At 57.4% G+C, this 21,268-nt stretch carries 24 protein-coding genes; 11 read left to right on the top strand and 13 right to left on the bottom strand.

What is annotated here, in order from left to right; all coding sequences use genetic code 11:
- Positions 1–80: 80 nt before the first annotated feature.
- The 5 genes from artP (at position 81) to artJ (ending at position 3,856) form a co-directional block, all read left to right on the top strand.
- Positions 81–809, top strand: a complete 729-nt coding sequence (gene artP, locus ACDO57_RS10670; protein WP_023310942.1) for an arginine ABC transporter ATP-binding protein ArtP — start codon at positions 81–83, stop codon at positions 807–809.
- A gap of 19 nt (positions 810–828) precedes the next feature.
- Positions 829–1,560, top strand: a complete 732-nt coding sequence (gene artI, locus ACDO57_RS10675) for an arginine ABC transporter substrate-binding protein ArtI (protein ID WP_048990934.1) — start codon at positions 829–831, stop codon at positions 1,558–1,560.
- A 6-nt stretch (positions 1,561–1,566) separates the two neighbouring features.
- Complete coding sequence (gene artQ / locus ACDO57_RS10680) at positions 1,567–2,283, top strand: arginine ABC transporter permease ArtQ (RefSeq protein ID WP_024907846.1); 717 nt, start codon at positions 1,567–1,569, stop codon at positions 2,281–2,283.
- Positions 2,283–2,951 carry an arginine ABC transporter permease ArtM gene (gene artM, locus ACDO57_RS10685; protein ID WP_024907847.1) on the top strand — a complete coding sequence of 223 codons (669 nt, stop codon included), beginning with the start codon at positions 2,283–2,285 and terminating at the stop codon, positions 2,949–2,951. Before artQ ends, artM begins: the two co-directional genes overlap by 1 nt.
- A 173-nt stretch (positions 2,952–3,124) precedes the next feature.
- Complete coding sequence (gene artJ / locus ACDO57_RS10690) at positions 3,125–3,856, top strand: arginine ABC transporter substrate-binding protein ArtJ (protein WP_021240923.1); 732 nt, start codon at positions 3,125–3,127, stop codon at positions 3,854–3,856.
- A gap of 79 nt (positions 3,857–3,935) precedes the next feature.
- On the opposite strand, the gene ACDO57_RS10695 is transcribed toward artJ, so the two are convergent.
- The 11 genes from ACDO57_RS10695 to nfsA all read right to left on the bottom strand — a co-directional run bounded on the left by ACDO57_RS10695 (position 3,936) and on the right by nfsA (position 14,615).
- A complete protein-coding gene (locus ACDO57_RS10695; protein WP_370883956.1) occupies positions 3,936–5,405 on the bottom strand; it encodes a sensor histidine kinase in 1,470 nt (489 codons plus the stop codon).
- Positions 5,389–6,096 (bottom strand): response regulator transcription factor, encoded by a 708-nt coding sequence (locus ACDO57_RS10700; protein ID WP_024907851.1) that lies wholly within the window; start codon positions 6,094–6,096, stop codon positions 5,389–5,391. The genes ACDO57_RS10695 and ACDO57_RS10700 overlap by 17 nt, the downstream gene beginning before the upstream one ends.
- 72 nt (positions 6,097–6,168) lie before the next feature.
- Positions 6,169–7,296 (bottom strand): 23S rRNA (uracil(747)-C(5))-methyltransferase RlmC, encoded by a 1,128-nt coding sequence (gene rlmC / locus ACDO57_RS10705; RefSeq protein WP_208763664.1) that lies wholly within the window; start codon positions 7,294–7,296, stop codon positions 6,169–6,171.
- A gap of 40 nt (positions 7,297–7,336) precedes the next feature.
- Positions 7,337–7,810, bottom strand: a complete 474-nt coding sequence (locus ACDO57_RS10710; RefSeq protein WP_024907853.1) for a YbjO family protein — start codon at positions 7,808–7,810, stop codon at positions 7,337–7,339.
- Positions 7,811–7,875: 65 nt separating this feature from the next.
- The gene (gene potI, locus ACDO57_RS10715) at positions 7,876–8,721 is read right to left on the bottom strand and encodes a putrescine ABC transporter permease PotI (RefSeq protein WP_023310934.1); all 846 of its coding nucleotides are present in this window, start codon (positions 8,719–8,721) and stop codon (positions 7,876–7,878) included.
- Positions 8,718–9,671 (bottom strand): putrescine ABC transporter permease PotH, encoded by a 954-nt coding sequence (gene potH, locus ACDO57_RS10720; RefSeq protein ID WP_061715675.1) that lies wholly within the window; start codon positions 9,669–9,671, stop codon positions 8,718–8,720. The genes potI and potH overlap by 4 nt, the downstream gene beginning before the upstream one ends.
- A gap of 9 nt (positions 9,672–9,680) precedes the next feature.
- Positions 9,681–10,814: a putrescine ABC transporter ATP-binding subunit PotG gene (gene potG / locus ACDO57_RS10725; protein ID WP_148768830.1), complete on the bottom strand. Its 1,134-nt coding sequence runs from the start codon at positions 10,812–10,814 to the stop codon at positions 9,681–9,683.
- A gap of 102 nt (positions 10,815–10,916) precedes the next feature.
- Positions 10,917–12,029, bottom strand: coding sequence for a spermidine/putrescine ABC transporter substrate-binding protein PotF (gene potF / locus ACDO57_RS10730; protein ID WP_024907856.1), 1,113 nt, complete (start codon positions 12,027–12,029; stop codon positions 10,917–10,919).
- A gap of 351 nt (positions 12,030–12,380) precedes the next feature.
- Positions 12,381–12,857 carry a YbjN domain-containing protein gene (locus ACDO57_RS10735; protein ID WP_003858385.1) on the bottom strand — a complete coding sequence of 159 codons (477 nt, stop codon included), beginning with the start codon at positions 12,855–12,857 and terminating at the stop codon, positions 12,381–12,383.
- Between the two features lie 63 nt (positions 12,858–12,920).
- The gene (gene rimK / locus ACDO57_RS10740; protein ID WP_048990925.1) at positions 12,921–13,823 is read right to left on the bottom strand and encodes a 30S ribosomal protein S6--L-glutamate ligase; all 903 of its coding nucleotides are present in this window, start codon (positions 13,821–13,823) and stop codon (positions 12,921–12,923) included.
- A gap of 69 nt (positions 13,824–13,892) precedes the next feature.
- The gene (gene nfsA, locus ACDO57_RS10745; RefSeq protein WP_024907858.1) at positions 13,893–14,615 is read right to left on the bottom strand and encodes a nitroreductase NfsA; all 723 of its coding nucleotides are present in this window, start codon (positions 14,613–14,615) and stop codon (positions 13,893–13,895) included.
- Between the two features lie 184 nt (positions 14,616–14,799).
- Here nfsA and ACDO57_RS10750 point away from each other — a divergent pair, with 184 nt between their 5' ends.
- Positions 14,800–15,069, top strand: coding sequence for a GrxA family glutaredoxin (locus ACDO57_RS10750; RefSeq protein WP_006809455.1), 270 nt, complete (start codon positions 14,800–14,802; stop codon positions 15,067–15,069).
- Between the two features lie 35 nt (positions 15,070–15,104).
- Here the strand turns inward: ACDO57_RS10750 and ACDO57_RS10755 are convergent, their stop codons facing one another.
- Entirely contained in the window at positions 15,105–15,479 is a 375-nt protein-coding gene (locus ACDO57_RS10755) for an inner membrane protein YbjM (RefSeq protein WP_032649308.1), read from the bottom strand.
- A gap of 273 nt (positions 15,480–15,752) precedes the next feature.
- Here ACDO57_RS10755 and ACDO57_RS10760 point away from each other — a divergent pair, with 273 nt between their 5' ends.
- From ACDO57_RS10760 to ACDO57_RS10780, 5 genes are all read left to right on the top strand, one after another.
- The gene (locus ACDO57_RS10760; RefSeq protein WP_014169303.1) at positions 15,753–17,438 is read left to right on the top strand and encodes an aspartate:alanine antiporter; all 1,686 of its coding nucleotides are present in this window, start codon (positions 15,753–15,755) and stop codon (positions 17,436–17,438) included.
- A 253-nt stretch (positions 17,439–17,691) separates the two neighbouring features.
- Positions 17,692–18,012 carry a metalloregulator ArsR/SmtB family transcription factor gene (locus tag ACDO57_RS10765; RefSeq protein WP_061715680.1) on the top strand — a complete coding sequence of 107 codons (321 nt, stop codon included), beginning with the start codon at positions 17,692–17,694 and terminating at the stop codon, positions 18,010–18,012.
- A 40-nt stretch (positions 18,013–18,052) separates the two neighbouring features.
- Entirely contained in the window at positions 18,053–19,342 is a 1,290-nt protein-coding gene (locus tag ACDO57_RS10770; protein WP_370883957.1) for an arsenic transporter, read from the top strand.
- 12 nt (positions 19,343–19,354) lie between these two features.
- Positions 19,355–19,786: a glutaredoxin-dependent arsenate reductase gene (gene arsC, locus ACDO57_RS10775; protein WP_370883958.1), complete on the top strand. Its 432-nt coding sequence runs from the start codon at positions 19,355–19,357 to the stop codon at positions 19,784–19,786.
- 118 nt (positions 19,787–19,904) lie between these two features.
- The gene (locus tag ACDO57_RS10780) at positions 19,905–20,675 is read left to right on the top strand and encodes an SDR family NAD(P)-dependent oxidoreductase (RefSeq protein ID WP_370883959.1); all 771 of its coding nucleotides are present in this window, start codon (positions 19,905–19,907) and stop codon (positions 20,673–20,675) included.
- Here the strand turns inward: ACDO57_RS10780 and ACDO57_RS10785 are convergent.
- A complete protein-coding gene (locus tag ACDO57_RS10785) occupies positions 20,672–21,217 on the bottom strand; it encodes a TetR/AcrR family transcriptional regulator (protein ID WP_045908446.1) in 546 nt (181 codons plus the stop codon). The genes ACDO57_RS10780 and ACDO57_RS10785 overlap by 4 nt on opposite strands.
- Positions 21,218–21,268: the final 51 nt, after the last annotated feature.

Consider the following 21,268-nt stretch of genomic DNA (forward strand, 5'->3'; position numbering starts at 1 on the left):
TATTGCATAACTATTCTGTCAACGGTACTATCTGCGGCCTCAATTGCTATAGATTGCCTGGATGAGTAAAGACTGCCCCGATGAGTATTAAACTAAACGGCATTAACTGCTTCTACGGCGCACACCAGGCGCTGTTTGACATCACGCTGAACTGCCCGGAAGGCGAAACGCTGGTTTTGCTTGGCCCAAGCGGTGCAGGCAAAAGCTCCCTTCTGCGTGTCCTTAATCTGCTTGAAATGCCCCGTTCAGGTACGCTGGCGATTGCCGGTAACCATTTTGATTTCGCGAAGACGCCGTCTGATAAAGCGATTCGTGAACTTCGTCAAAACGTCGGCATGGTCTTCCAGCAATACAATCTCTGGCCGCACCTGACCGTCCTGCAAAACCTGATTGAAGCCCCGTGCCGCGTGCTGGGGTTAAGCAAGGATCAGGCGATCGCGCGCGCCGAAAAGCTGCTGGACCGCCTGCGTCTTAAGCCCTACAGCGACCGCTATCCGCTGCATCTTTCTGGTGGTCAGCAGCAGCGTGTGGCCATTGCCCGTGCGCTGATGATGGAACCCGCGGTACTGCTGTTTGATGAACCCACCGCGGCGCTGGATCCGGAAATCACCGCCCAGATCGTGAGCATCATTCGCGAGCTGGCGGAAACTAACATTACGCAGGTCATCGTCACCCACGAAGTGGAAGTGGCGCGTAAAACCGCCAGCCGTGTGGTCTACATGGAAAACGGCTATATCGTTGAGCAAGGTGATGCGAGCTGCTTCGCGAACCCGCAAACCGATGCCTTCAAAAACTATTTATCTCATTGATTGTGTCAGGGGAAATATAATGAAAAAAGTATTACTTGCCGTGCTGCTTGCTGGCGTTACCCTTTCCGCTACCGCAGCCCAGACCATTCGTTTTGCCACGGAAGCCTCTTACCCTCCGTTTGAGTCCATTGACGCGAACAACAAAATTGTGGGCTTCGACGTGGACCTGGCTAACGCCCTGTGTAAAGAGATCGATGCGACCTGTACCTTCAGCAACCAGGCGTTCGACAGCCTGATCCCAAGCCTGAAGTTCCGCCGTATCGACGCCGTGATGGCCGGTATGGATATCACCCCGGAACGTGAAAAGCAGGTGCTGTTCACCACCCCTTACTACGACAACTCCGCCCTGTTCATTGGTCAGAAAGGTAAATTCACCTCTGTCGATCAGCTGAAAGGCAAAAAAGTCGGCGTGCAGAACGGCACCACGCACCAGAAATTCATTACGGATAAGCATCCGGAAATCACCACCGTTCCGTATGACAGCTACCAGAACGCGAAGCTGGATCTGCAAAATGGCCGTATCGACGGCGTTTTCGGTGATACCGCGGTCGTGACCGAGTGGCTGAAAGCCAACGACAAGCTGGCGCCAGTGGGCGACAAAGTGACCGATAAGGATTACTTCGGTACCGGTCTGGGGATTGCCGTTCGTCAGGGCAACACTGAGCTGCAGCAGAAATTCAACGCTGCGCTGGAAAAAGTGAAGAAAGACGGCACCTACGAAACCATCTACAAAAAATGGTTCCAGAAGTAATTCCTGATGAATGAAATTTTTCCTTTAGCAAGTGCCGCCGGGATGACCGTCGGCCTTGCCGTTTGCGCACTGATTATCGGCCTCGTGCTGGCGATGTTCTTTGCGGTGTGGGAATCCGCGAAATGGTTCCCCGTCGCCTGGACAGGCTCCGCGCTGGTCACCGTGCTGCGTGGGCTACCGGAAATTCTGGTGGTCCTGTTTATCTATTTCGGCTCTTCGCAGCTGCTGCTCACGCTGTCTGACGGCTTCACCCTCAATCTCGGCTTTGCGCAGATCCCGGTGCAGATGCAGATTGATAACTTCGACGTCAGCCCGTTCCTGTGCGGCGTGATTGCTCTCTCCCTGCTCTACTCCGCGTACGCGTCGCAAACCCTGCGCGGTGCGCTGAAAGCCGTGCCGCAGGGGCAATGGGAGTCGGGTCAGGCGCTAGGGTTGTCGAAATCCGCCATCTTTTTCCGTCTGGTGATGCCGCAGATGTGGCGTCATGCCCTGCCGGGGCTCGGCAACCAGTGGCTGGTGCTGCTGAAAGATACCGCGCTGGTGAGCCTGATCAGCGTTAACGATTTGATGCTGCAAACCAAAAGCATCGCCACCCGTACCCAGGAGCCGTTTACCTGGTACATTGTGGCTGCGGCGATCTACCTGGTGATCACGTTGCTCAGTCAGTACATCCTCAAGCGTATTGACCTGCGTGCGACGCGCTTTGAACGGAGACCAGGCTGATGCTTGAATACTTTCCCGAGTTGATGAAAGGGCTGCACACCAGCCTGACGCTGACCGTGGCGTCCATTATCGTGGCGCTGATCCTGGCCCTTATCTTCACCATCATCCTGACGCTGAAAACGCCGGTGCTGGTGTGGATTGTGCGCGGTTACATCACCCTCTTCACCGGTACGCCGCTGCTGGTGCAGATCTTCCTGATTTACTACGGCCCGGGCCAGTTCCCGTCGCTGCAGGACTATCCGGTTATCTGGCATCTGCTCTCTGAGCCGTGGCTGTGTGCCCTGATTGCCCTTTCGCTGAACAGCGCGGCCTATACCACCCAGCTGTTCTACGGGGCGATCCGCGCCATCCCGGAAGGCCAGTGGCAGTCCTGCGGGGCGCTGGGCATGAGCAAGAAAGACACGCTGGCAATCCTGCTGCCGTACGCCTTTAAGCGCGCCCTCTCCTCCTATTCCAACGAAGTGGTGCTGGTGTTCAAAAGTACCTCGCTGGCCTACACCATCACCCTTATGGAAGTGATGGGTCACGGACAGCTGCTGTATGGACGCACCTATGACGTAATGGTGTTCGGCGCGGCGGGCGTGGTGTACCTGGTGGTGAACGGTCTGCTGACGCTGATGATGCGCCTGATCGAGCGTAAAGCGTTAGCGTTTGAGCGCAGAAATTAACCACGCGAATGCATAAAACGGTATTCATAAAGCGGGTAACCTGATGGGTTATCCGCTTTTTTTTGTAACAAACACAATATTTAATCATTTTTATTGCATACAAATTCATTAATTGGCATTGTACATCCAGGCCGCAGACACGGCGCATCAATAAGACAGACGGGAGCATTACAATGAAAAAGTTAGTTCTGGCCGCATTACTCGCCACCTTCGCCGCTGGCGCATCCGCTGCGGATAAAATCAATTTCGGCGTGTCCGCCACCTATCCGCCGTTTGAGTCGCTGGATGCCAGCAACCAGATCGTCGGTTTCGATATCGATCTGGCGAAAGCGCTGTGCAAACAGATGCAGGCCGACTGCACCTTTACCAACCATGCCTTCGACAGCCTGATCCCGTCGCTGAAGTTCAAAAAATACGATGCGGTGATTTCCGGGATGGACATCACGCCTGAGCGCAGCAAGCAGGTCGCGTTCACCGACCCGTACTACGCCAACTCGGCGGTGGTAATTGCAAAGAAAGGCGCTTATACCTCTTTCGATCAGCTGAAAGGCAAACGCATCGGGATGGAAAACGGCACCACGCACCAGAAATACCTGCAGGACAAACATCCGGAAGTGAAAACCGTGGCCTATGACAGCTACCAGAACGCGATTATCGACCTGAAAAATGGCCGTATCGACGGCGTCTTCGGCGATACCGCCGTGGTGAACGAATGGCTGAAAACCAATCCGCAGCTGGGCACCGCAACGGAAAAAGTGACCGATCCACAGTACTTCGGTACGGGCCTCGGCATCGCGGTACGTCCGGATAACAAAGCCCTGCTGGAAAAACTGAACGGCGCGCTGAAAGCGATTAAAGCGGACGGTACGTATCAGAAAATCAGCGAGCAGTGGTTCCCGCAGTAACCTTTTTTGCCGGGTGACCTGGCCTACGGGGGTGGTAGTCTGTAGGCCGGGTAAGGCGAAGCCGCCACCCGGCAATTTCTCAAAGCGGCACAAAGAACCTGAACCGCGCCCCGCTCACCGACTCCATCAGCCTGATCCCGCCGCCGTGCAGCTCCAGCATCCGTTTCACGATTAATAGCCCCAACCCGCCGCGATTCTCTCTCGACGCCTGGGTATTGAGCGCCGACGGCCGCTGGAACAGATCGTCGCGCAGCGAGGCATCCACGCCCGTTCCGCTGTCGGCCACTTCGACCTGCAGCCGTTCATTCTCCTGCCAGACCGCCAGACGAATTTCCCCGCCAGCTGGCGTATGGCGCATCGCGTTATCGAGCAGGTTGGTCACCACGCGTTCGATCATCGACACATCGGCGTTTATCAGCGGCAGCGGCCCCGGCACGTCAATATGCAGATTGACCTCTCGCGTGCGGGCGGTGAGCTCAAACTTCTGCGCCACGTCGGAAATCAGCTCTCCCATCGCGAACCGTTCGCGCTGGGGTTTAATGCCGCCGTGCTCAAGGCGCGCCAGCTCAAACAGCTGCTGCGAAAGATGACGGACTTTTTGCCCCTGACGCAGCGCGGTGGCGAGATACTGCTGGTGCTCCTGCGGCGTCAGCGTGGCGGATTTTAGCGAAAGGGTTTCCAGATAGCCCAGCAGCGAGGTTAGCGGCGTGCGGAGATCGTGCGAAATGTTGGCGATAAACTCCCGGCGCTGGCGATCGCTGTCGGCCAGCTGATCCCACTGGCGGGTGATTTTGCGCGCCAGCTCGATAAAGCTGTTGCGCAGGATTGCCACTTCATCTTTTGCCGCCGCGTCCGGCGTCTGTACCGCCAGCAGCCTGATTGCGCTTATGCTGTCCTGCTCCAGCCCGGCCACTTCCACCGTCAGCTGTTTGACCGGACGCGTAACCCAGTACCAGACCAGCAGCCCTGCCAGCAGCCCAAACAGCGCGACCCACAGCAGTGACCACAGGACGGTACTCCACAGCGCCTTGTGCCAGGCCATTTCCGCCAGAGCGTTTGACTCCTCGCCCTGCAAGATAATGTACAGATAGCCTTTTAGCTCGCCGTCCTGCCGCAGCGGCGTGGCGCTGAAGACTTTTTGATTTTGACTGCGCGGATCGTCGCCCAGTACCGGCATGGCGGTGCCGCTCAGGAAGCTCTGCACCGGCGCCAGGTCGATTTTTTGCCGCTGAATATGACCCGGCGGTGCGGCATCGGCGAGGATATCGCCGTCAGGAGAGATAACGTACAGCTCAACGCTCGGATTAAAGGTCATCAGCCGGCCAAACAGCGGTTTCAGCGCGCTGCGATCGACCCGGCCCTGCGCGTCCAGAATCGGTTCGCGCTGGACGATCTGCTGCGCCAGCCCACCCGACAAACGCTGCACCATCGCGTTACCGTACTGCATGCTGCTGTAGAGCTGTACCGCGCAGGCGACGGTGGCGCAGAGCATCATCAGCAGGATGAAGAGCAGCGTCAGGCGCTGGCTCAGGCTAAAGCGGCGCATCATGATTTGGCTCCGCAAATTTATAGCCCTTGCCCCAGACGGTGCGAATGATCTCCGGCTCGGCGGCGTCCTTCTCAATCTTAATGCGCAGGCGGTTGATGTGGGTGTTAACGGTGTGTTCGTAGCCCTCGTGCTGGTAGCCCCAGACCTGCTCCAGCAGCGCCAGACGGGAAAACACCTCGCCGGGATGACGGGCAAAGAAGTACAGCAGCTCGAACTCGCGCGGGGTGAGGTCCACCACCTGGCCGTGAAGCAGCACGCTGCGCGCCAGCGGATCGATGGTCAGTCCGTGGGCCTGAATGTGTCCGTCGGTTTGCGCCTGCCCCATCGCCTGCTGACGACGAAACAGCGCTTTTATGCGCGCAATTAATTCCTGCACTGAGAACGGCTTAGCCAGATAGTCGTCGGCGCCGGTTTCCAGCCCGGTGATGCGGTCGGTTTCGCTGCTGCGGGCGCTGATGATGATCACCGGCAGGTAGCGCGTCATCTGACGGATGCGGCGGCAAATCTCCAGACCGTCCACGTTGGGCAGCATCAGGTCGAGGATCACCGCATCCCACGGCTGTTTTTCAAGACGCTGCAGGGCGTTGCCCCCGTCGGGCTCGTGGGTGATGGCGTAGCCTTCGTCTTCTAAATTGAGTTGCAGAAGCGCCGCGATATCGTGGTCGTCTTCCACCAGCAGGATCTGCTTCATGAGTAAGCCTTCATTCATTTCTTATGACGTAAGCTTACCTGATTTCGCCGGGATGAAGAGTTCACATTTTGTTTAAGATTTTACGAGCAACGTCAGCACTTCATAGTGCGCGGTATGCGGGAACATATCAAAAAGCTGAACGCGTTCAATGCGATAGCCCGGTAGGTGCGCAATGTCTTTCGCCATGGTCTGCGCGTTGCAGCTGGAATAGATGATGTACTCTGGCGCCATCTGGCTCAGGTAGTCGCACAGCGCATTGCCGATGCCGCGGCGCGGCGGGTTGACCAGCACCAGCTCAGGCACGTTGCCCTGGCCGGTCGCGAACTGCGTGGAGTCCAGCGCCTGGAAGCGCAGGTTCGTTAACCCCAGTTCGGCGGCAGACTGTTTCGCGCAGGCAATCGCTTCGGCAGAGATCTCAATCCCGGTGAGCTGCATCTCCGGCGTCGCGCAGTGCAGGCCAAACCCGCCCACGCCGCAGAACAGATCCCACATGTGGTGAACGTTCAACGCTCGAACCCAGTCGCGGGCGGTAGCGTACAGGCCGCTTGCCACGGTCGGGTTCGTCTGGAAGAAGCTTTGCGGGCGGATCCACAGCGGCACGCCGTTGAAGCTCTCCGCCAGCGCGTGCTGGTCGGTGAAGAAAATCTCTTTCTCCCCTTCCATAATCGCCATATGCACCGACTGAATATTCGCCGTAATGACCTTCAGCTGCGGGAGTTGCGCCTGCAGCCACGGCAGCGCCGCGCGAAGCTGCGCCAGCTTGGTTTCAGAGCGCAGCACAAAGCGCAGCATCATGCCGCCGTCGATCTGGCTTTCGGTCAACAGAAGGTACTTCAGCTCGCCGCGCTTGCGGGCCACGCTGTAGGGCGTTAACCCCGCCCGCGCGATAAACGGCTTAAGCGCCGCAAAGACCGGCGCAAAGGAGGCGGGATACAGCGGGCAGTCGGTTAAGTCTTCCGGCGTGCCGTCGCGGTGCAGCATCCCCAGCAGCGGTTTTTCAACGCTGCCGCTGACCACCATTTTGGCTTTATTACGGAAACCCTGCTCCGGGCCGCTGACGGGTGCGCACCATTCGCCCACCGCGTGCGCTGCCAGCAGCTGTTGCAGGTCGGCCATTTTGGCGGTGAGTTGTTGAGAGACCGGCTGTTCTATCCACTGACAGGAGCGGCAGCGTCCGGCGTCATAGAGTGCGCACTGCATATGAAAACCTTAAGAATCACGAGGGCTGCGATTATACACATTATTGCAGGCGGAAGAACCGCCGACTGGAAGCCGGAACGAAGAGTAGAAAGAGCACCAGCATGTCCGGCAGTTTTTGCATAAACAGCGCGCGCAGGATCTCGCGTTTGGATTCACCGGCAATGCTGAACAGCTCCGGGTAGCCATACCCCAGCGAGGCGGCCCACAGATAGCTCGCCGCGGTAATCTGCGTCAGCAGATAGACCCAGCGCGCCCAGTTGCGCCCTTTGACCAGCGAAAACGCGCAGTAGATCTCGATAAACACCAGCACCAGGCTGCTCAAAAAGACCAGCGTCAGATTCCACGTCTGCACGCTGCGGTGAATGAATTCACCGATGCCGCGCACGCCCAGGGTATTCAGAATCATCAGCACGTCCAGGCAGCGGATCATAATAATGGCGAGCGCCGCCACCTGAACCAGTGCAGGTACGTTAGGACGCGCGTGCGTAATACGTGATTTTTTTAATAATCCCAATGTTTTACTTCCCTGAAAAACAGTGCCGCGTCATGCGCGGCACATCACTGGAAATTTTAAATCCTTCAGCCGCGTCTTGCACGCTGGATATCGCGCACGCGCTGTTTTTCCGCGCGCGCCATCAAATACCAGGCGATAAATCCGACAATTCCGACCACGCCGAGGATGATAGAGGCCAGGGCGTTGATCTCCGGGTTGACCCCCATACGCACGCTGGAGAAGACCAGCATCGGCAGCGTCGTCGCGCCCGGGCCGGAGACAAAGCTGGCGATAACCAGATCGTCCAGCGACAGCGTAAACGCCAGCAGCCAGCCGGAGATCACCGCCGGCATAATCATCGGCAGGGTGATGATGAAAAAGACCTTCAGCGGCGTCGCGCCAAGATCCATCGCCGCCTCTTCAATGGAGCGATCCAGCTCGCGCAGGCGCGAGGAGATCACCACCGCCACGTAGGCCGTACAGAAGGTGACATGCGCCAGCCAGATGGTGAGCATACCGCGATCCGCCGGCCAGCCGATGGCGTGCGCCAGGGCCACGAACAGCAGCAGCAGCGCGAGACCGGTGATCACGTCCGGCATGACCAGCGGCGCGGTGATCATAAAGGCGAAGCCGTTCGAGCCGCGAAAACGCCCGAAGCGCACCATCACCAGCGCGGCGATCGTACCCAGCACCGACGCCATGGTCGCCGCCAGCGCCGCAATGGTCAGGCTCAACCCCACCGCGCTCATCATCGCATCATCGTGGAACAGCTCGCTGTACCAGCGCGTCGACCAGCCTGCCCAGACCGTCACCAGTTTGGAGCTGTTAAACGAGTAGATCACCAGCATCAGCATCGGCGCATACAGGAAGGTAAAGCCGATCACCAGGATCGCAATTCGCCACGGGGAGCGTACTACCGGTAAGTTGTTCATCCGTGATCTCCCATCTGTTTCTGCTGATGCTTGTGGAACCACATGATCGGCACGATCAGCAGCAGGAGCATCACAATCGCCACCGCAGAGGCCACCGGCCAGTCGCGGTTATTGAAGAACTCCTGCCACAGCACGCGGCCAATCATGATGCTGTCCGGGCCGCCAAGCAGTTCCGGGATCACAAACTCCCCCACCGCCGGGATAAAGACCAGCATCGACCCGGCGATGATGCCGCCTTTGGTCAGCGGGACAATGACGCTGAAGAAGGTTTTTAACGGACGCGCGCCGAGATCGAGCGACGCTTCCACCAGCGAATAATCAATACGCGTCAGCGCCGTGTAGATCGGCAGCACCATAAACGGCAGATAGGCGTACACAATGCCGATATAGACCGCGAGGTTGGTGTGCAGGATGGTCAGCGGCTGATCGATAACCCCGAGCCACATCAGGAAGTTATTCAGCACGCCGTTGTTTTTCAGGATCCCCATCCAGGCGTAAACGCGGATCAGGAACGAGGTCCACGACGGCAGGATCACCAGCAGCAGCAGGATGTTACGCGTCGACGGCTTGCTGTGCGCCACCGCCCACGCCAGCGGGTAGCCCATCACCAGACAGCAGAGCGTCGAGATCGCCGCCACCTGCAGCGACTGCAGATAGGCTTCGAAATAGAGCGGGTCGTCGGTGAGCTGCAGGAAGTTGCCGAGATTAAGCGTCAGCGTCAGCTGCCCGTCGGCCCAGTCCAGCAGGTTGGTATAGGGCGGTATCGCCCGCGCCATTTCCGCCAGGCTTATCTTGAAAACAATCAGGAACGGCAGCAGGAACAGCAGGATCAGCCACACGTACGGCATGGCGATCACCAGCTTGCGGCCGTGTTTCATCTGCATGCGCGTCAGTAAACCGGCAATGGCGCCCGGCTTTTCTACGCGGGCTGGAGGTTCAAGTGTGCTCATGATCGCTCCTTATACCGTCAGCACGACGCAACTGTCAGCGTCCCAGCAGAGGCGCACTTCGTCGCCCCAGGTCGGCTGCCCCTTGCGATAGCGATGTTCGTTCTGCAGCTGCGCGCTGAGCATCTGCCCACTTTTCAGGCGCACGTGGTAGATGGACAGATCGCCCAGATAGGCAATGTGCACCACTTCGCCCACGGCAAAGTTATAGCCATCGGCGGGCGGATCCTCACAGAGCATGATTTTCTCCGGACGCAGCGCGACGTAGACCGGCACGTTATCCACCACCGAGTTATCAGGATCGACCTTAAGCGGATGCTGCAGCCCGGGCGATTCGATAACCAGGCCATCCTCCTGACGATCTTTCAGCAGCCCTTCGAAGACGTTAACCGAGCCAATGAACTCCGCGCTGTAGCGGGTAGTCGGATGCTCATAAATCTCTTCCGGCTCGCCAATCTGCACGAACTTGCCGCGGTTCATGATCGCGATACGTCCGGCCATGGTCATGGCTTCTTCCTGGTCGTGGGTCACCATCACGCAGGTCACCCCCACGCGCTCGAGGATATCGACCACTTCGAGCTGCATACGGTCGCGCAGTTTTTTATCCAGCGCGCCCATCGGTTCATCAAGCAGCAAGAGTTTCGGGCGTTTTGCCAGGCTGCGGGCCAGGGCCACGCGCTGGCGCTGGCCGCCGGAGAGCTGGTGCGGCTTACGCTTCGCGAACTCCTGCATGTGCACCAGGCTCAGCATCTCGGCCACGCGCGCGGTAATTTCCGCTTTCGGCAGTTTGTCCTGCTTCAGGCCAAAGGCGATGTTCTGCTCCACCGTCATGTGCGGGAACAGCGCGTAAGACTGGAACATCATGTTGATCGGGCGCTGATACGGCGGCACGCTGGAGAGATCCACGCCATCAAGCATGATCTGCCCGGCAGTGGGCTGTTCAAAACCGGCCAGCATACGCAGCAGGGTCGATTTACCGCAGCCAGAGGCCCCCAGAAGGGCAAAAATTTCGCCTTTAAAGATCGTCAGGCTGACGTCGTCCACGGCATGCTGGCCATCGAAAGATTTGGTGAGGTTACGTATTTCAAGAAGCGGGGTCAGCGCTTTACGGACTTTCGCCTGCGGGCGGGGGATCGCGTCATTCACGGGGTGTTCTCCGGTAGAGATCAAATCATGGTGCAGGCGCACCAGAACGGTGCGCCTGTTGCCGGACACGCTTCGCTTGCCCGGCCTGTGACTCACGGTAACTTATTTACCGCTTTTCACCTTGGTCCACGCGCGGGTACGCACGCGGTCGATTTTTGGATCCTGTACTTTCAGGGTGAAGAGCTTGGCGAACACATCCGCTGGCGGATAGATAGCCGGGTTATTGCGGATCTCTTCGCTCACCAGCGGCACGGAGGCCTTGTTACCGTTCGCGTAGTAAACGTGGTCGCTGATGTGGGCGATCACGTCAGGACGCATCAGGTAGTTGAGGAACTGATACGCTTCGTCTTTGTTTTTAGCGTCAGTCGGCATCGCGAAGACGTCAAAGAAGGCCAGCGCCCCCTCCTTCGGAATGAAGTAAGAGACGTTCACGCCGTTTTTCGCCTCTTTCGCGCGGTTAGCCGCCTGCCATACGTCCCCTGCCCAGCCGATCGCGACGCAGATGTCGCCGTTTGCCAGGTCGTTAATGTACTGGGACGAGTGGAAGTAACGAATGTTTGGACGCAGCTTCAGCAGCAGATCGGTCGCCGGGCCGGTGTAATCATCGGCTTTACTGCTGTTCGGGTCTTTGCCCAGGTAGTTCAGCACGGTGGCGAAAATCTCTTCCGGCGCATCGAGGAAGGAAACGCCGCAGCTTTTCAGCTTCTCAAGGTTTTCCGGCTTCAGCACCACGTCCCAGCTGTCCAGCTTCACGTCCGGGCCCAGCACCGCTTTGACTTTATCAACGTTGTAGCCGATACCGGTAGTCGCCCACAGGTAAGGCATGGCGTATTTGTTGTCCGGGTCATGCTTAGCCACCAGCTTCAGCACTTCCGGATCGAGGTTTTTCCAGTTCGGTAACTTGCTCTTGTCCAGCGGCTGGAAGACGCCTGCCGTCAGCTGACGCTCCAGGAAGCTTGCGGAAGGCACCACGAGGTCAAACCCGGTGCTGCCCGCCATCAGTTTTCCTTCCAGCACTTCGTTGGAATCGAACACGTCATAGACCACTTTAATGCCGGTCTCTTTTTCAAAATTTGCCACCGTGTCCGGCGCAATATAGTCAGACCAGTTATAAACGTGCAGCGTTTTTTGTTCCGCAGCGAGCGTGCCGGCAGAGACGGCCATCAGAGCACCCGCAACCAGACCCGATAACCATTTTTTATTCAAGGCGATCATAGTGTTATTCCTTCTGAAAGCTCGTTAACAAACGAACTAAAACTGTGCAATCTGAAGATATGCAATAATCATGCATAGTTTGTCGCTCTGCCCAAAATAAAAAGAAACCTCTTTACCCGGCAGTTTCCGCTCGCTTTTTTAAGCATCGCAAGAATAACTGTAGCCCGTGTCCCCGGCTATAGCCCAGACGAAAAAACGCCTTTTATCAATTTTTTATGCAGGTTATGTCTACGTGATAAGCCGAAACGGCCTTCAGGGAGGTGAATAATTCTTTAAAGAAAGGTTAAAAGCAGCAGAAAAAATGGCCTTCTGCAGCCGCCATGGCAGCGACTGCGCAAAAGTCAGACAGGCTTAGTGAAGAAAATTGGGAGATGCATCATTATTCTCTGCATCATCTTCCGCGCTATACAGCAGATGGTGTGCATTGGCTTCCATCATCACCATCGAAATTTGCTCTTCGCTCAAGCGCATAAACCAGGCGAACTGCTTGAACGACAGCCCTGCCCCGGAGAATAAAGACTGGCAAACGACCAGTTTTGGCAGATTATCGTCCTGTATGTCGAGAAATGCCTTCACCGTCAAAGAACTGGCATTGATGGCCGACAGGTCGGAGGCCAGCGCCAGCAGCGCGGACGGCTTCACTTCGGCCAGCGCGGAGAAAAGGATCACGTCGTTAATGAGATCGATCTTGGCATCGAAAATGCCGTCGAAATTCTGCATATGAGGCAGATGCAGCGCCTGGCAGGAATCGCATTCGAAGAACGTAATTCCGGCATCATCAAGCCATTGACGTAACGTATCCAGTGTAGGTACGACCTGTAAATCCATCGCGATGCAGCCTCTTTAATAAAAACTTCGCATAGGGTACTCAAAAAGCGCGCGGTAATCCATTTAACCACCCGTTTTCAGACAGTAGCCCGGCGTGGCATGACGCTCGATCCATGAGATCATTTTACCCGCAATATCGACCCCGGTGGTTTTTTCCACGCCTTCCAGCCCCGGCGAGGCGTTCACCTCCATCACCAGTGGCCCCCGCGTCGCCCGCAGAAGATCTACACCCGCCACATCCAGCCCCAGGGTTTGCGCCGCTTTCACCGCAATTTCCCGCTCGCGGTCGCTGATATCGGCCACGCGCGCGACGCCGCCGCGGTGAAGATTAGAGCGGAAGTCGCCCTCTTTCGCCTGACGCTCAATGGCCGCTACCACCTCGTTTCCCACGACGAAGCAGCGGATGTCGCGCCCTTTGGCCTCTTCAATATACTCCTGCACCAGAATGTGGGCATTCAGCCCGCGGAAGGCGTCAATCACGCTCTCCGCTGCCTGACGCGTCTCCGCCAGCACCACGCCAATGCCCTGGGTGCCTTCCACCAGCTTGATCACCAAAGGGGCGCCGCCCACCATGTCGATCAGATCGCTGGTGTCGTCCGGTGAATGGGCAATCCCCGTGACGGGGAGATCGATCCCCTGACGAGCAAGGAGCTGCAGCGAGCGCAGCTTGTCGCGGGCACGGGAAATAGCAACGGATTCGTTGAGCGGATAACTGCCCAGCATCTCGAACTGGCGCAGCGCGGCGGTGCCGTAGTAGGTAATCTGGGAGCCGATGCGGGGGATGACCGCATCAAAATGCGGCAGCTTGCGGCCTTTGTAGTGAATCGACGAGGCGGCCGGGTCGATGTTCATGTAGCAGGACATCGGGTCGAGGATCTCAACCTGATGCCCGCGTTTCGCCGCCGCTTCTCTCAGGCGCTTACATGAATAGAGCGTTCCATCCCGGGACAATATGGCAATTTTCACCCTGCACCTCTCTGAAGACATGGAAAAAGCCTGCGTATCATATACGCAGGCAGGCACAGGATAAATGGACTATCGCGTCGCCCAGCCCTGTTTGTGCAGATAATCAAGAATAAACGGGCGATTTTCTTTAATGATGGTGCGACGAATATGGTCGGTCCAGGTATCACGACGGTTATTGCTGCCGCGCGTCATGTAGTAGTTCGCCAGCTCTTCATCGTATTGATTCAGGACATCCTGATCGACCGGCTGGTAGTGGTTTTCGTGCACCAGCATCGCCGCAGGAATGCGCGGCTTCAGATCCGGGTTATCCGCCGGCCAGCCGAGGCACAGGCCAAACAGCGGCAGCACGTGTTTTGGCAGCTTCAGCAGCTCGGTCACGCTTTCGATGTTATTACGCAGGCCGCCGATGTAGACACCGCCTAACCCCAGCGACTCCGCCGCCGTGAAGGCGTTTTGCGCCATCAGCGCGGTATCCACCACGCCCAGCAGCAGCTGTTCGGCCAGCCCCAGCTCGGCCTCAGGGCAGATCTGCAGATGACGGTTAAAGTCGGCGCAGAACACCCAGAACTCCGCTGCCTGCGCCACATGCTTCTGCCCGCCGGTCAGCGTCACCAGCTGTTCACGCATGGCCGGGTCGGTGATGCGGATAATGGAGGTGCACTGCAGGAAGCTCGAGCTCGAGGTCGCCCTGGCGCTGTCGATGATCGCGTTACGCTGCGCCTCGGTAATCGGCTCATCGGTGAAGTGGCGAATGGAACGGTGGGAACGGAGCAGGTCAATCGTGGGTGTCATCTTGTCTCTCTTTGTCGTGCTTAATACGTATTGCAGCCAGTATAGGCAATGATCTGCGCGATGTAATTGGCGAAACATAGCCTGACTGTATCAAAGCGACAGGCGAAACCTTCTTTAATGGCGGCAGGTTATCGGGCACTATATGTCCTATTCGCCGTCAGGCTTGTTTTTTGAGGAGAGAGAAATGTTTGCAGTAATTTTTGGTCGTCCAGGGTGCCCTTACTGTGTGCGCGCGAAAGAGCTGGCTGAGAAACTGACCGAAGAGCGCGATGACTTCAACTTCCGCTACGTGGATATCCACGCGGAAGGCATCACGAAAGCGGATCTCGAAAAAACCGTCGGCAAGCCGGTTGAAACCGTACCGCAGATCTTCCTCGATCAGAAACACATCGGCGGCTGCACTGACTTTGAAGCTTACGCCAAAGAGCATCTGGGCCTGTTTGCTGCCCAGTAATGAAATGAAAGGACGCCCTCACCGAGAGGGCGTTTTTATTTGTGGTGCCGTCGGTGCTGAAGCAGACTGCGCACAAATAAGTAGCAGAGCGCGCCAAGGGCGCACCAGAATACGGCGCTCATCAACCATGCAAGTTCCTGCCAGAAACTCCGCGTTGATATATAGAGCAAGCGCATCAGCAGCAAACAGAGCGGCGCGGCCAGCATGGCGCCCAGCAGCGGCTTCACCACCTCCCCTTTACGGGAGAGAAAACTGGCAGCAGCCCCCGGCAGCGTAAAAAAGAGCAGCCCCAGCTCCGGATGACCCGACGCCCTGAATGCACCTTTCACGTTAAAAGCAAGCGACATGCATACGACCGTGAACAGCAAAAAGCAGCTGATCACCCCCGCCCAGTTTCGTTTAATGTTCAAACTATCCTCCTGACTTATCTCTATCAAATACTCTTTCGTCGGGTAGACGCCCAGTCAGATAAAGCAATGCGGCAATCCTTGCCAAAGTACGCACAGGGTGATGCGATAATCAGTAGCTGTCAGTAGCTAATGCGATTAAACTACACGCCAGCTAATGTTTTAGGGAATAAAGCAGGAAACAGGGAGCGTTAACGTCTTTCCCTGACCCAGAAAACAGTAGCCCAAAAAGTCCTTTCATTCAACAACTTACTGGTAAACAAGAAGTTAGCCTCCGTGAATATAAACGTCGCAGACTTGTTAAATGGGAATTACATCCTGTTATTATTTGTGGTACTGGCGCTGGGCCTTTGCCTGGGTAAATTGCGCCTGGGTTCAGTTCAACTTGGTAATTCCATTGGCGTTTTAGTCGTCTCCTTATTATTAGGCCAGCAGCACTTCAGCATTAACACGGACGCGCTCAACTTAGGTTTTATGCTGTTTATTTTTTGTGTTGGCGTGGAAGCGGGACCGAACTTTTTTTCAATTTTCTTCCGCGACGGCAAAAATTATCTGATGCTGGCGCTGGTGATGGTCGGCAGCGCGCTGCTGATCGCGTTAGGGCTGGGTAAACTGTTTGGCTGGGATATCGGGTTAACGGCCGGTATGCTGGCAGGCTCCATGACCTCCACCCCCGTGCTCGTGGGTGCCGGTGATACCCTGCGCCATTCCGGCATGGCCGGCGCACAGCTTTCTACCGCGCTCGACCACCTGAGCCTCGGCTACGCCCTGACCTATCTGATTGGTCTGGTGAGCCTGATCGTTGGCGCACGCTACCTGCCAAAACTGCAGCATCAGGATCTGCAGACCAGCGCCCAGCAAATCGCCCGCGAGCGCGGTCTGGATACCGATTCCAAACGTAAAGTCTATCTCCCGGTGATCCGCGCCTATCGCGTCGGGCCAGAGCTGGTGGCATGGGCTGACGGTAAAAATCTGCGCGAGCTGGGGATTTACCGCCAGACGGGCTGCTACATCGAACGTATCCGCCGCAACGGCATTCTGGCGAACCCGGACGGCGACGCGGTGCTGCAGATGGGCGACGACATCGCGCTGGTGGGTTACCCGGACGCCCACGCCCGTCTCGACCCGAGCTTCCGTAACGGCAAAGAGGTGTTCGACCGCGACCTGCTCGACATGCGTATCGTCACCGAAGAGATCGTGGTGAAAAACCATAACGCCGTGGGCCGCCGCCTGGCGCAGCTGAAGCTGACCGACCACGGCTGCTTCCTCAACCGCGTGATCCGCAGCCAGATTGAGATGCCTATCGACGACAACGTGGTGCTCAACAAAGGCGACGTGCTGCAGGTCAGCGGCGACGCCCGCCGCGTGAAAACCGTGGCCGACCGCATCGGCTTTATCTCCATTCACAGCCAGGTCACCGACCTGCTGGCCTTCTGCGCCTTCTTTATCGTTGGCCTGATGATCGGGATGATCACCTTCCAGTTCAGCAACTTCAGCTTCGGCATCGGTAATGCCGCCGGTCTGCTGTTCGCCGGGATCATGCTGGGCTTCCTGCGAGCGAACCACCCGACCTTCGGCTACATTCCGCAGGGTGCGCTGAACATGGTGAAAGAGTTCGGTCTGATGGTCTTTATGGCGGGCGTGGGCTTAAGCGCGGGCAGCGGGATTGGTCACAGCCTCGGCGCCGTCGGCTGGCAGATGTTGGTTTCCGGACTTATCGTCAGCCTGGTACCGGTGGTGATCTGCTTCCTGTTCGGTGCCTACGTGCTGCGCATGAACCGCGCCCTGCTCTTCGGGGCGATGATGGGGGCGCGTACCTGTGCGCCTGCCATGGAAATCATCAGCGATACTGCGCGCAGCAACATCCCGGCGCTGGGCTATGCGGGCACCTATGCTATCGCTAACGTGCTGCTGACGCTGGCGGGTACGCTGATTATCATCATCTGGCCAGGACTCGGATAACTCCTAAGAATGCGCGTGGCGGAAAATATTTTTGTTACGTGCAGAACTTTTTTATCAGGGGGCAGTCATAACTAGTGCCACTGCTTTTCTTTGATGTCCCCAATTTGTGGAGCCCATCAACCCCGCCGTTTTGGTTCAAGGTTGATGGGTTTTTTGTTGCCTGAAATTCCCCCTCCTCTAATCTCACCTTCTCTCTTGCCACCAAAACATATATGATTAAACATATATAAAAATCACACCTGCAGGAACTCCCATGCTCCACCCACTCCAGCTCTTCAAAACCCTCTCCGACGAAACGCGGCTCGCCATCGTCATGCTGCTCCGTGAAGCGGGCGAGCTGTGCGTCTGCGATCTCTGCGCCGCCACCGCCGAATCTCAGCCGAAGGTCTCACGCCACATGGCCCTGCTGCGCGAGTCCGGGCTGGTGATCGACCGTCGCGAGGGCAAATGGGTCCATTACCGTCTCTCTCCCAACATGCCCGCGTGGGCGGCAACCGTTATCGACACCAGTTGGAACTGCCTGCGGGAAGAGACGCGTCTGAAGCTGAAAAACCGACTTCCGGGCTCGTGCTAACCCAAACATATTCACAAAAACAGATATAACGGAGTAAGCAATGTTTCTGGCAGGGGCTATTTTTCTGTTTACGCTGGTACTGGTCATCTGGCAGCCCAGAGGGCTCAGTATCGGCTGGAGCGCGACCATCGGCGCCATGCTGGCGCTGATCAGCGGCGTGATCCACGTAAACGATATTCCGGTCGTGTGGAATATCGTCTGGAACGCCACGGCAACGTTCATTGCCGTCATCATCATCAGCCTGCTGCTGGATGAGTCCGGCTTTTTCGAGTGGGCGGCGCTGCACGTTGCCCGCTGGGGAAACGGTCGCGGGCGATTGCTGTTTACGTATATCGTGCTGCTGGGCGCAGCCGTCGCGGCGCTGTTTGCCAATGACGGTGCGGCGCTGATCCTGACGCCTATCGTTATCGCCATGCTGCTGGCGCTAGGGTTCAGCAAGCAGGCCACGCTGGCGTTTGTGATGGCGGCAGGTTTTATCGCCGATACCGCCAGCCTGCCGCTGATTGTGTCGAACCTGGTCAACATCGTCTCGGCAGACTTCTTTAAGCTGGGTTTCAGCGAATATGCTTCGGTGATGATCCCGGTGGATATCGCCGCAATTGCCGCAACGCTGGTGATGCTGCATCTCTTCTTCCGTAAGGAAATTCCGCCGGAATATGACCTGGCAAAACTCCGCGAACCCGCGCGGGCCATTCACGATCTCCCCACGTTCAGAACGGGCTGGATCGTCCTGCTGCTTCTGCTCGTCGGTTTCTTCGTGCTGGAGCCTCTGGGTATTCCGGTCAGCGCCATTGCGACCGTCGGCGCGCTGATTTTGTTCGCCGTCGCAAAACGCGGACATGCAATAAACACCGGAAAAGTGCTGCGCGGCGCACCGTGGCAAATCGTCATCTTCTCGCTGGGGATGTATCTGGTGGTGTATGGCCTGCGCAATGCCGGGCTGACGGAATATCTCTCAGGTGTACTGAATAGCCTGGCCGGACACGGATTATGGGCCGCCACGCTGGGAACCGGGTTCATCACCGCGTTCCTGTCTTCCATAATGAACAATATGCCCACGGTGCTGATTGGCGCGCTCTCCATTGACGGCAGCACGGCAACTGGGTTGATCAAGGACGCGATGATTTACGCCAACGTGATTGGCTGCGATCTGGGGCCGAAAATCACGCCTATCGGCAGCCTCGCCACCCTGCTCTGGCTCCACGTGCTGGCGCAGAAAAACATGACGATTACCTGGGGCTACTATTTCCGGACGGGCATCATCATGACGCTGCCGGTCCTGTTTGTGACGCTCGCCGCGCTGGCGCTACGTCTCTCCTTCACACTGTAATGAGCCACTGATATGAGCCACATCACCATTTACCACAACCCCGCCTGCGGCACCTCGCGCAACACGCTGGAGATGATCCGCAACAGCGGCACGGAGCCAGAGATTATCCTCTATCTGGAAACCCCGCCATCGCGCGATAAGCTGACCGCCCTGATTGCCGATATGGGCATTTCGGTACGGGATCTGCTGCGTAAAAACGTGGAGCCCTATGAGCAGCTCGGCCTTGCCAAAGATAACTTCACCGACGACCAGCTAATCGAGTTTATGCTGCAATACCCGATTCTGATTAACCGTCCGATCGTGGTCACGCCGCTGGGCACCCGCCTGTGCCGTCCGTCTGAAGCCGTCCTCGACATCCTGCCTGATGCGCAGAGAGGGGCATTTACAAAAGAGGATGGCGAAGCCGTCGTAGACGCCAGCGGGAAAAAAATCTTGCCAAAGTAACCCATTGATAATGGCACGGTAAGATCTGCCAACCGCATGCCCCACCCAACGGCTGAGTTGCATCAGCCGAAACCCGGCACATACTTTTGAGGGTTAAGTCTGGTGAGGATATGCGGGTATGGGCTTTAAAAACAAAACCGCCGTCATCTTCGGCGGCAGCGGCGCTATCGGCAGCGCAACTGCGCACGCTCTGGCGCGTGAAGGAGCGGATGTATACCTCGCCGCACGTGACCACACCAGGCTGGAGCAGGTCGCCAGCCGTATTCGCGCAGCGGGCGGTTCTGCCAGCACGTTTATTTTCGATGCGCTTGAGGAGTCCTCGCCGCTCCCCGACCTTGCCCGCATTGATATCGTCGTCAACGCCACGGGCTTTATGCACGATCAGGGCAAACGTCTTGAGGCATTAACGCTCGGCGAATTCCGTCAGGGCTTCGACCCTTTCCTGGCCGCGTACTTTAACATTGCGAAAGCCGTGTCATCCCGCATGGGCGGCGAGCATGGCGGGACCATAATTACCGTCGTCGCCCCCGCCGCAAACATGGCGATGGCGGGCCACCTCGGACATATCGTCGGCTGCGCGGGAACGGAAGCCTTTACCCGGGCGCTTGCGGCTGAGCTGGGGACTCAAAATATTCGTGTAATGTGTCTTCGCTCGCACGCAATAGCCGACGCGGTGCAGGCGGGTTCGTATGTGGGCGCCATTTTCGCCGCCAAGGCGCAGGCGATGGGTATTACGGTCGGGCAGTTTCTCGGCGGCGCCGCGCAAAGCACCCTGACGCATCGCCTGCCGACGCTGGCGCAGGTAGCAGACACGATTGCGTTTTTGGCTTCAGATGCGGCCAGCGCCATCACGGGAACCACAGTCAATATGACCGCCGGTGCAACCTAGCTCTCGCCCGCAATCCTGCCCACCATGGCCCGGATCTCTTCGCGGGTTAAGGGCGTCCGGTCAGTGACGTAGTGCAACGTCATCCCTTCGATAAACGCATCCAGCGCGCGGGTGGTGACCGGGTCGAACCACTGCTCCAGCGTGGTCTGGCTCATCTTCATCCAGTCCTGCATCACCGTTTTGAGCGCCGCGCTGCGGTGCATAAAAGCGTAAAGCTGATACATCAGCGCCATGTTGTGCGGCGTGGTCACCTGCGAGCTGTGGATCAGAGTAGTGATGGATTCGCACGCCATTTCCGGCCCGGTGACGCCGGCAAAGAAATCCCGGTACTGCTGCGACATCTGGCGGGTAAACCACGTGAAGGCCTCCTCCAGCAGCGGCTCCATACCGTCGAAATAGTAGGTCATCGACCCCAGCGGCACGCCCGCACAGGTGGCGATTTTACGGTGCGTGACGGCGTGGATCCCGTGCTCGGCAATGGTATCGAGCGTTGCCTGCAGGATCTTCTCCCGGCGATGCGGATCGTTCGGTGGTCTGCTCATAAATTCCTCACGTGGTTTGTGTACAAATGTACACAAACTTGCTAGTGTTGT

It is taken from the genome of Enterobacter cloacae complex sp. 2015409 (genome assembly GCF_041365315.1).
Lineage (GTDB): Bacteria > Pseudomonadota > Gammaproteobacteria > Enterobacterales > Enterobacteriaceae > Enterobacter > Enterobacter pseudoroggenkampii.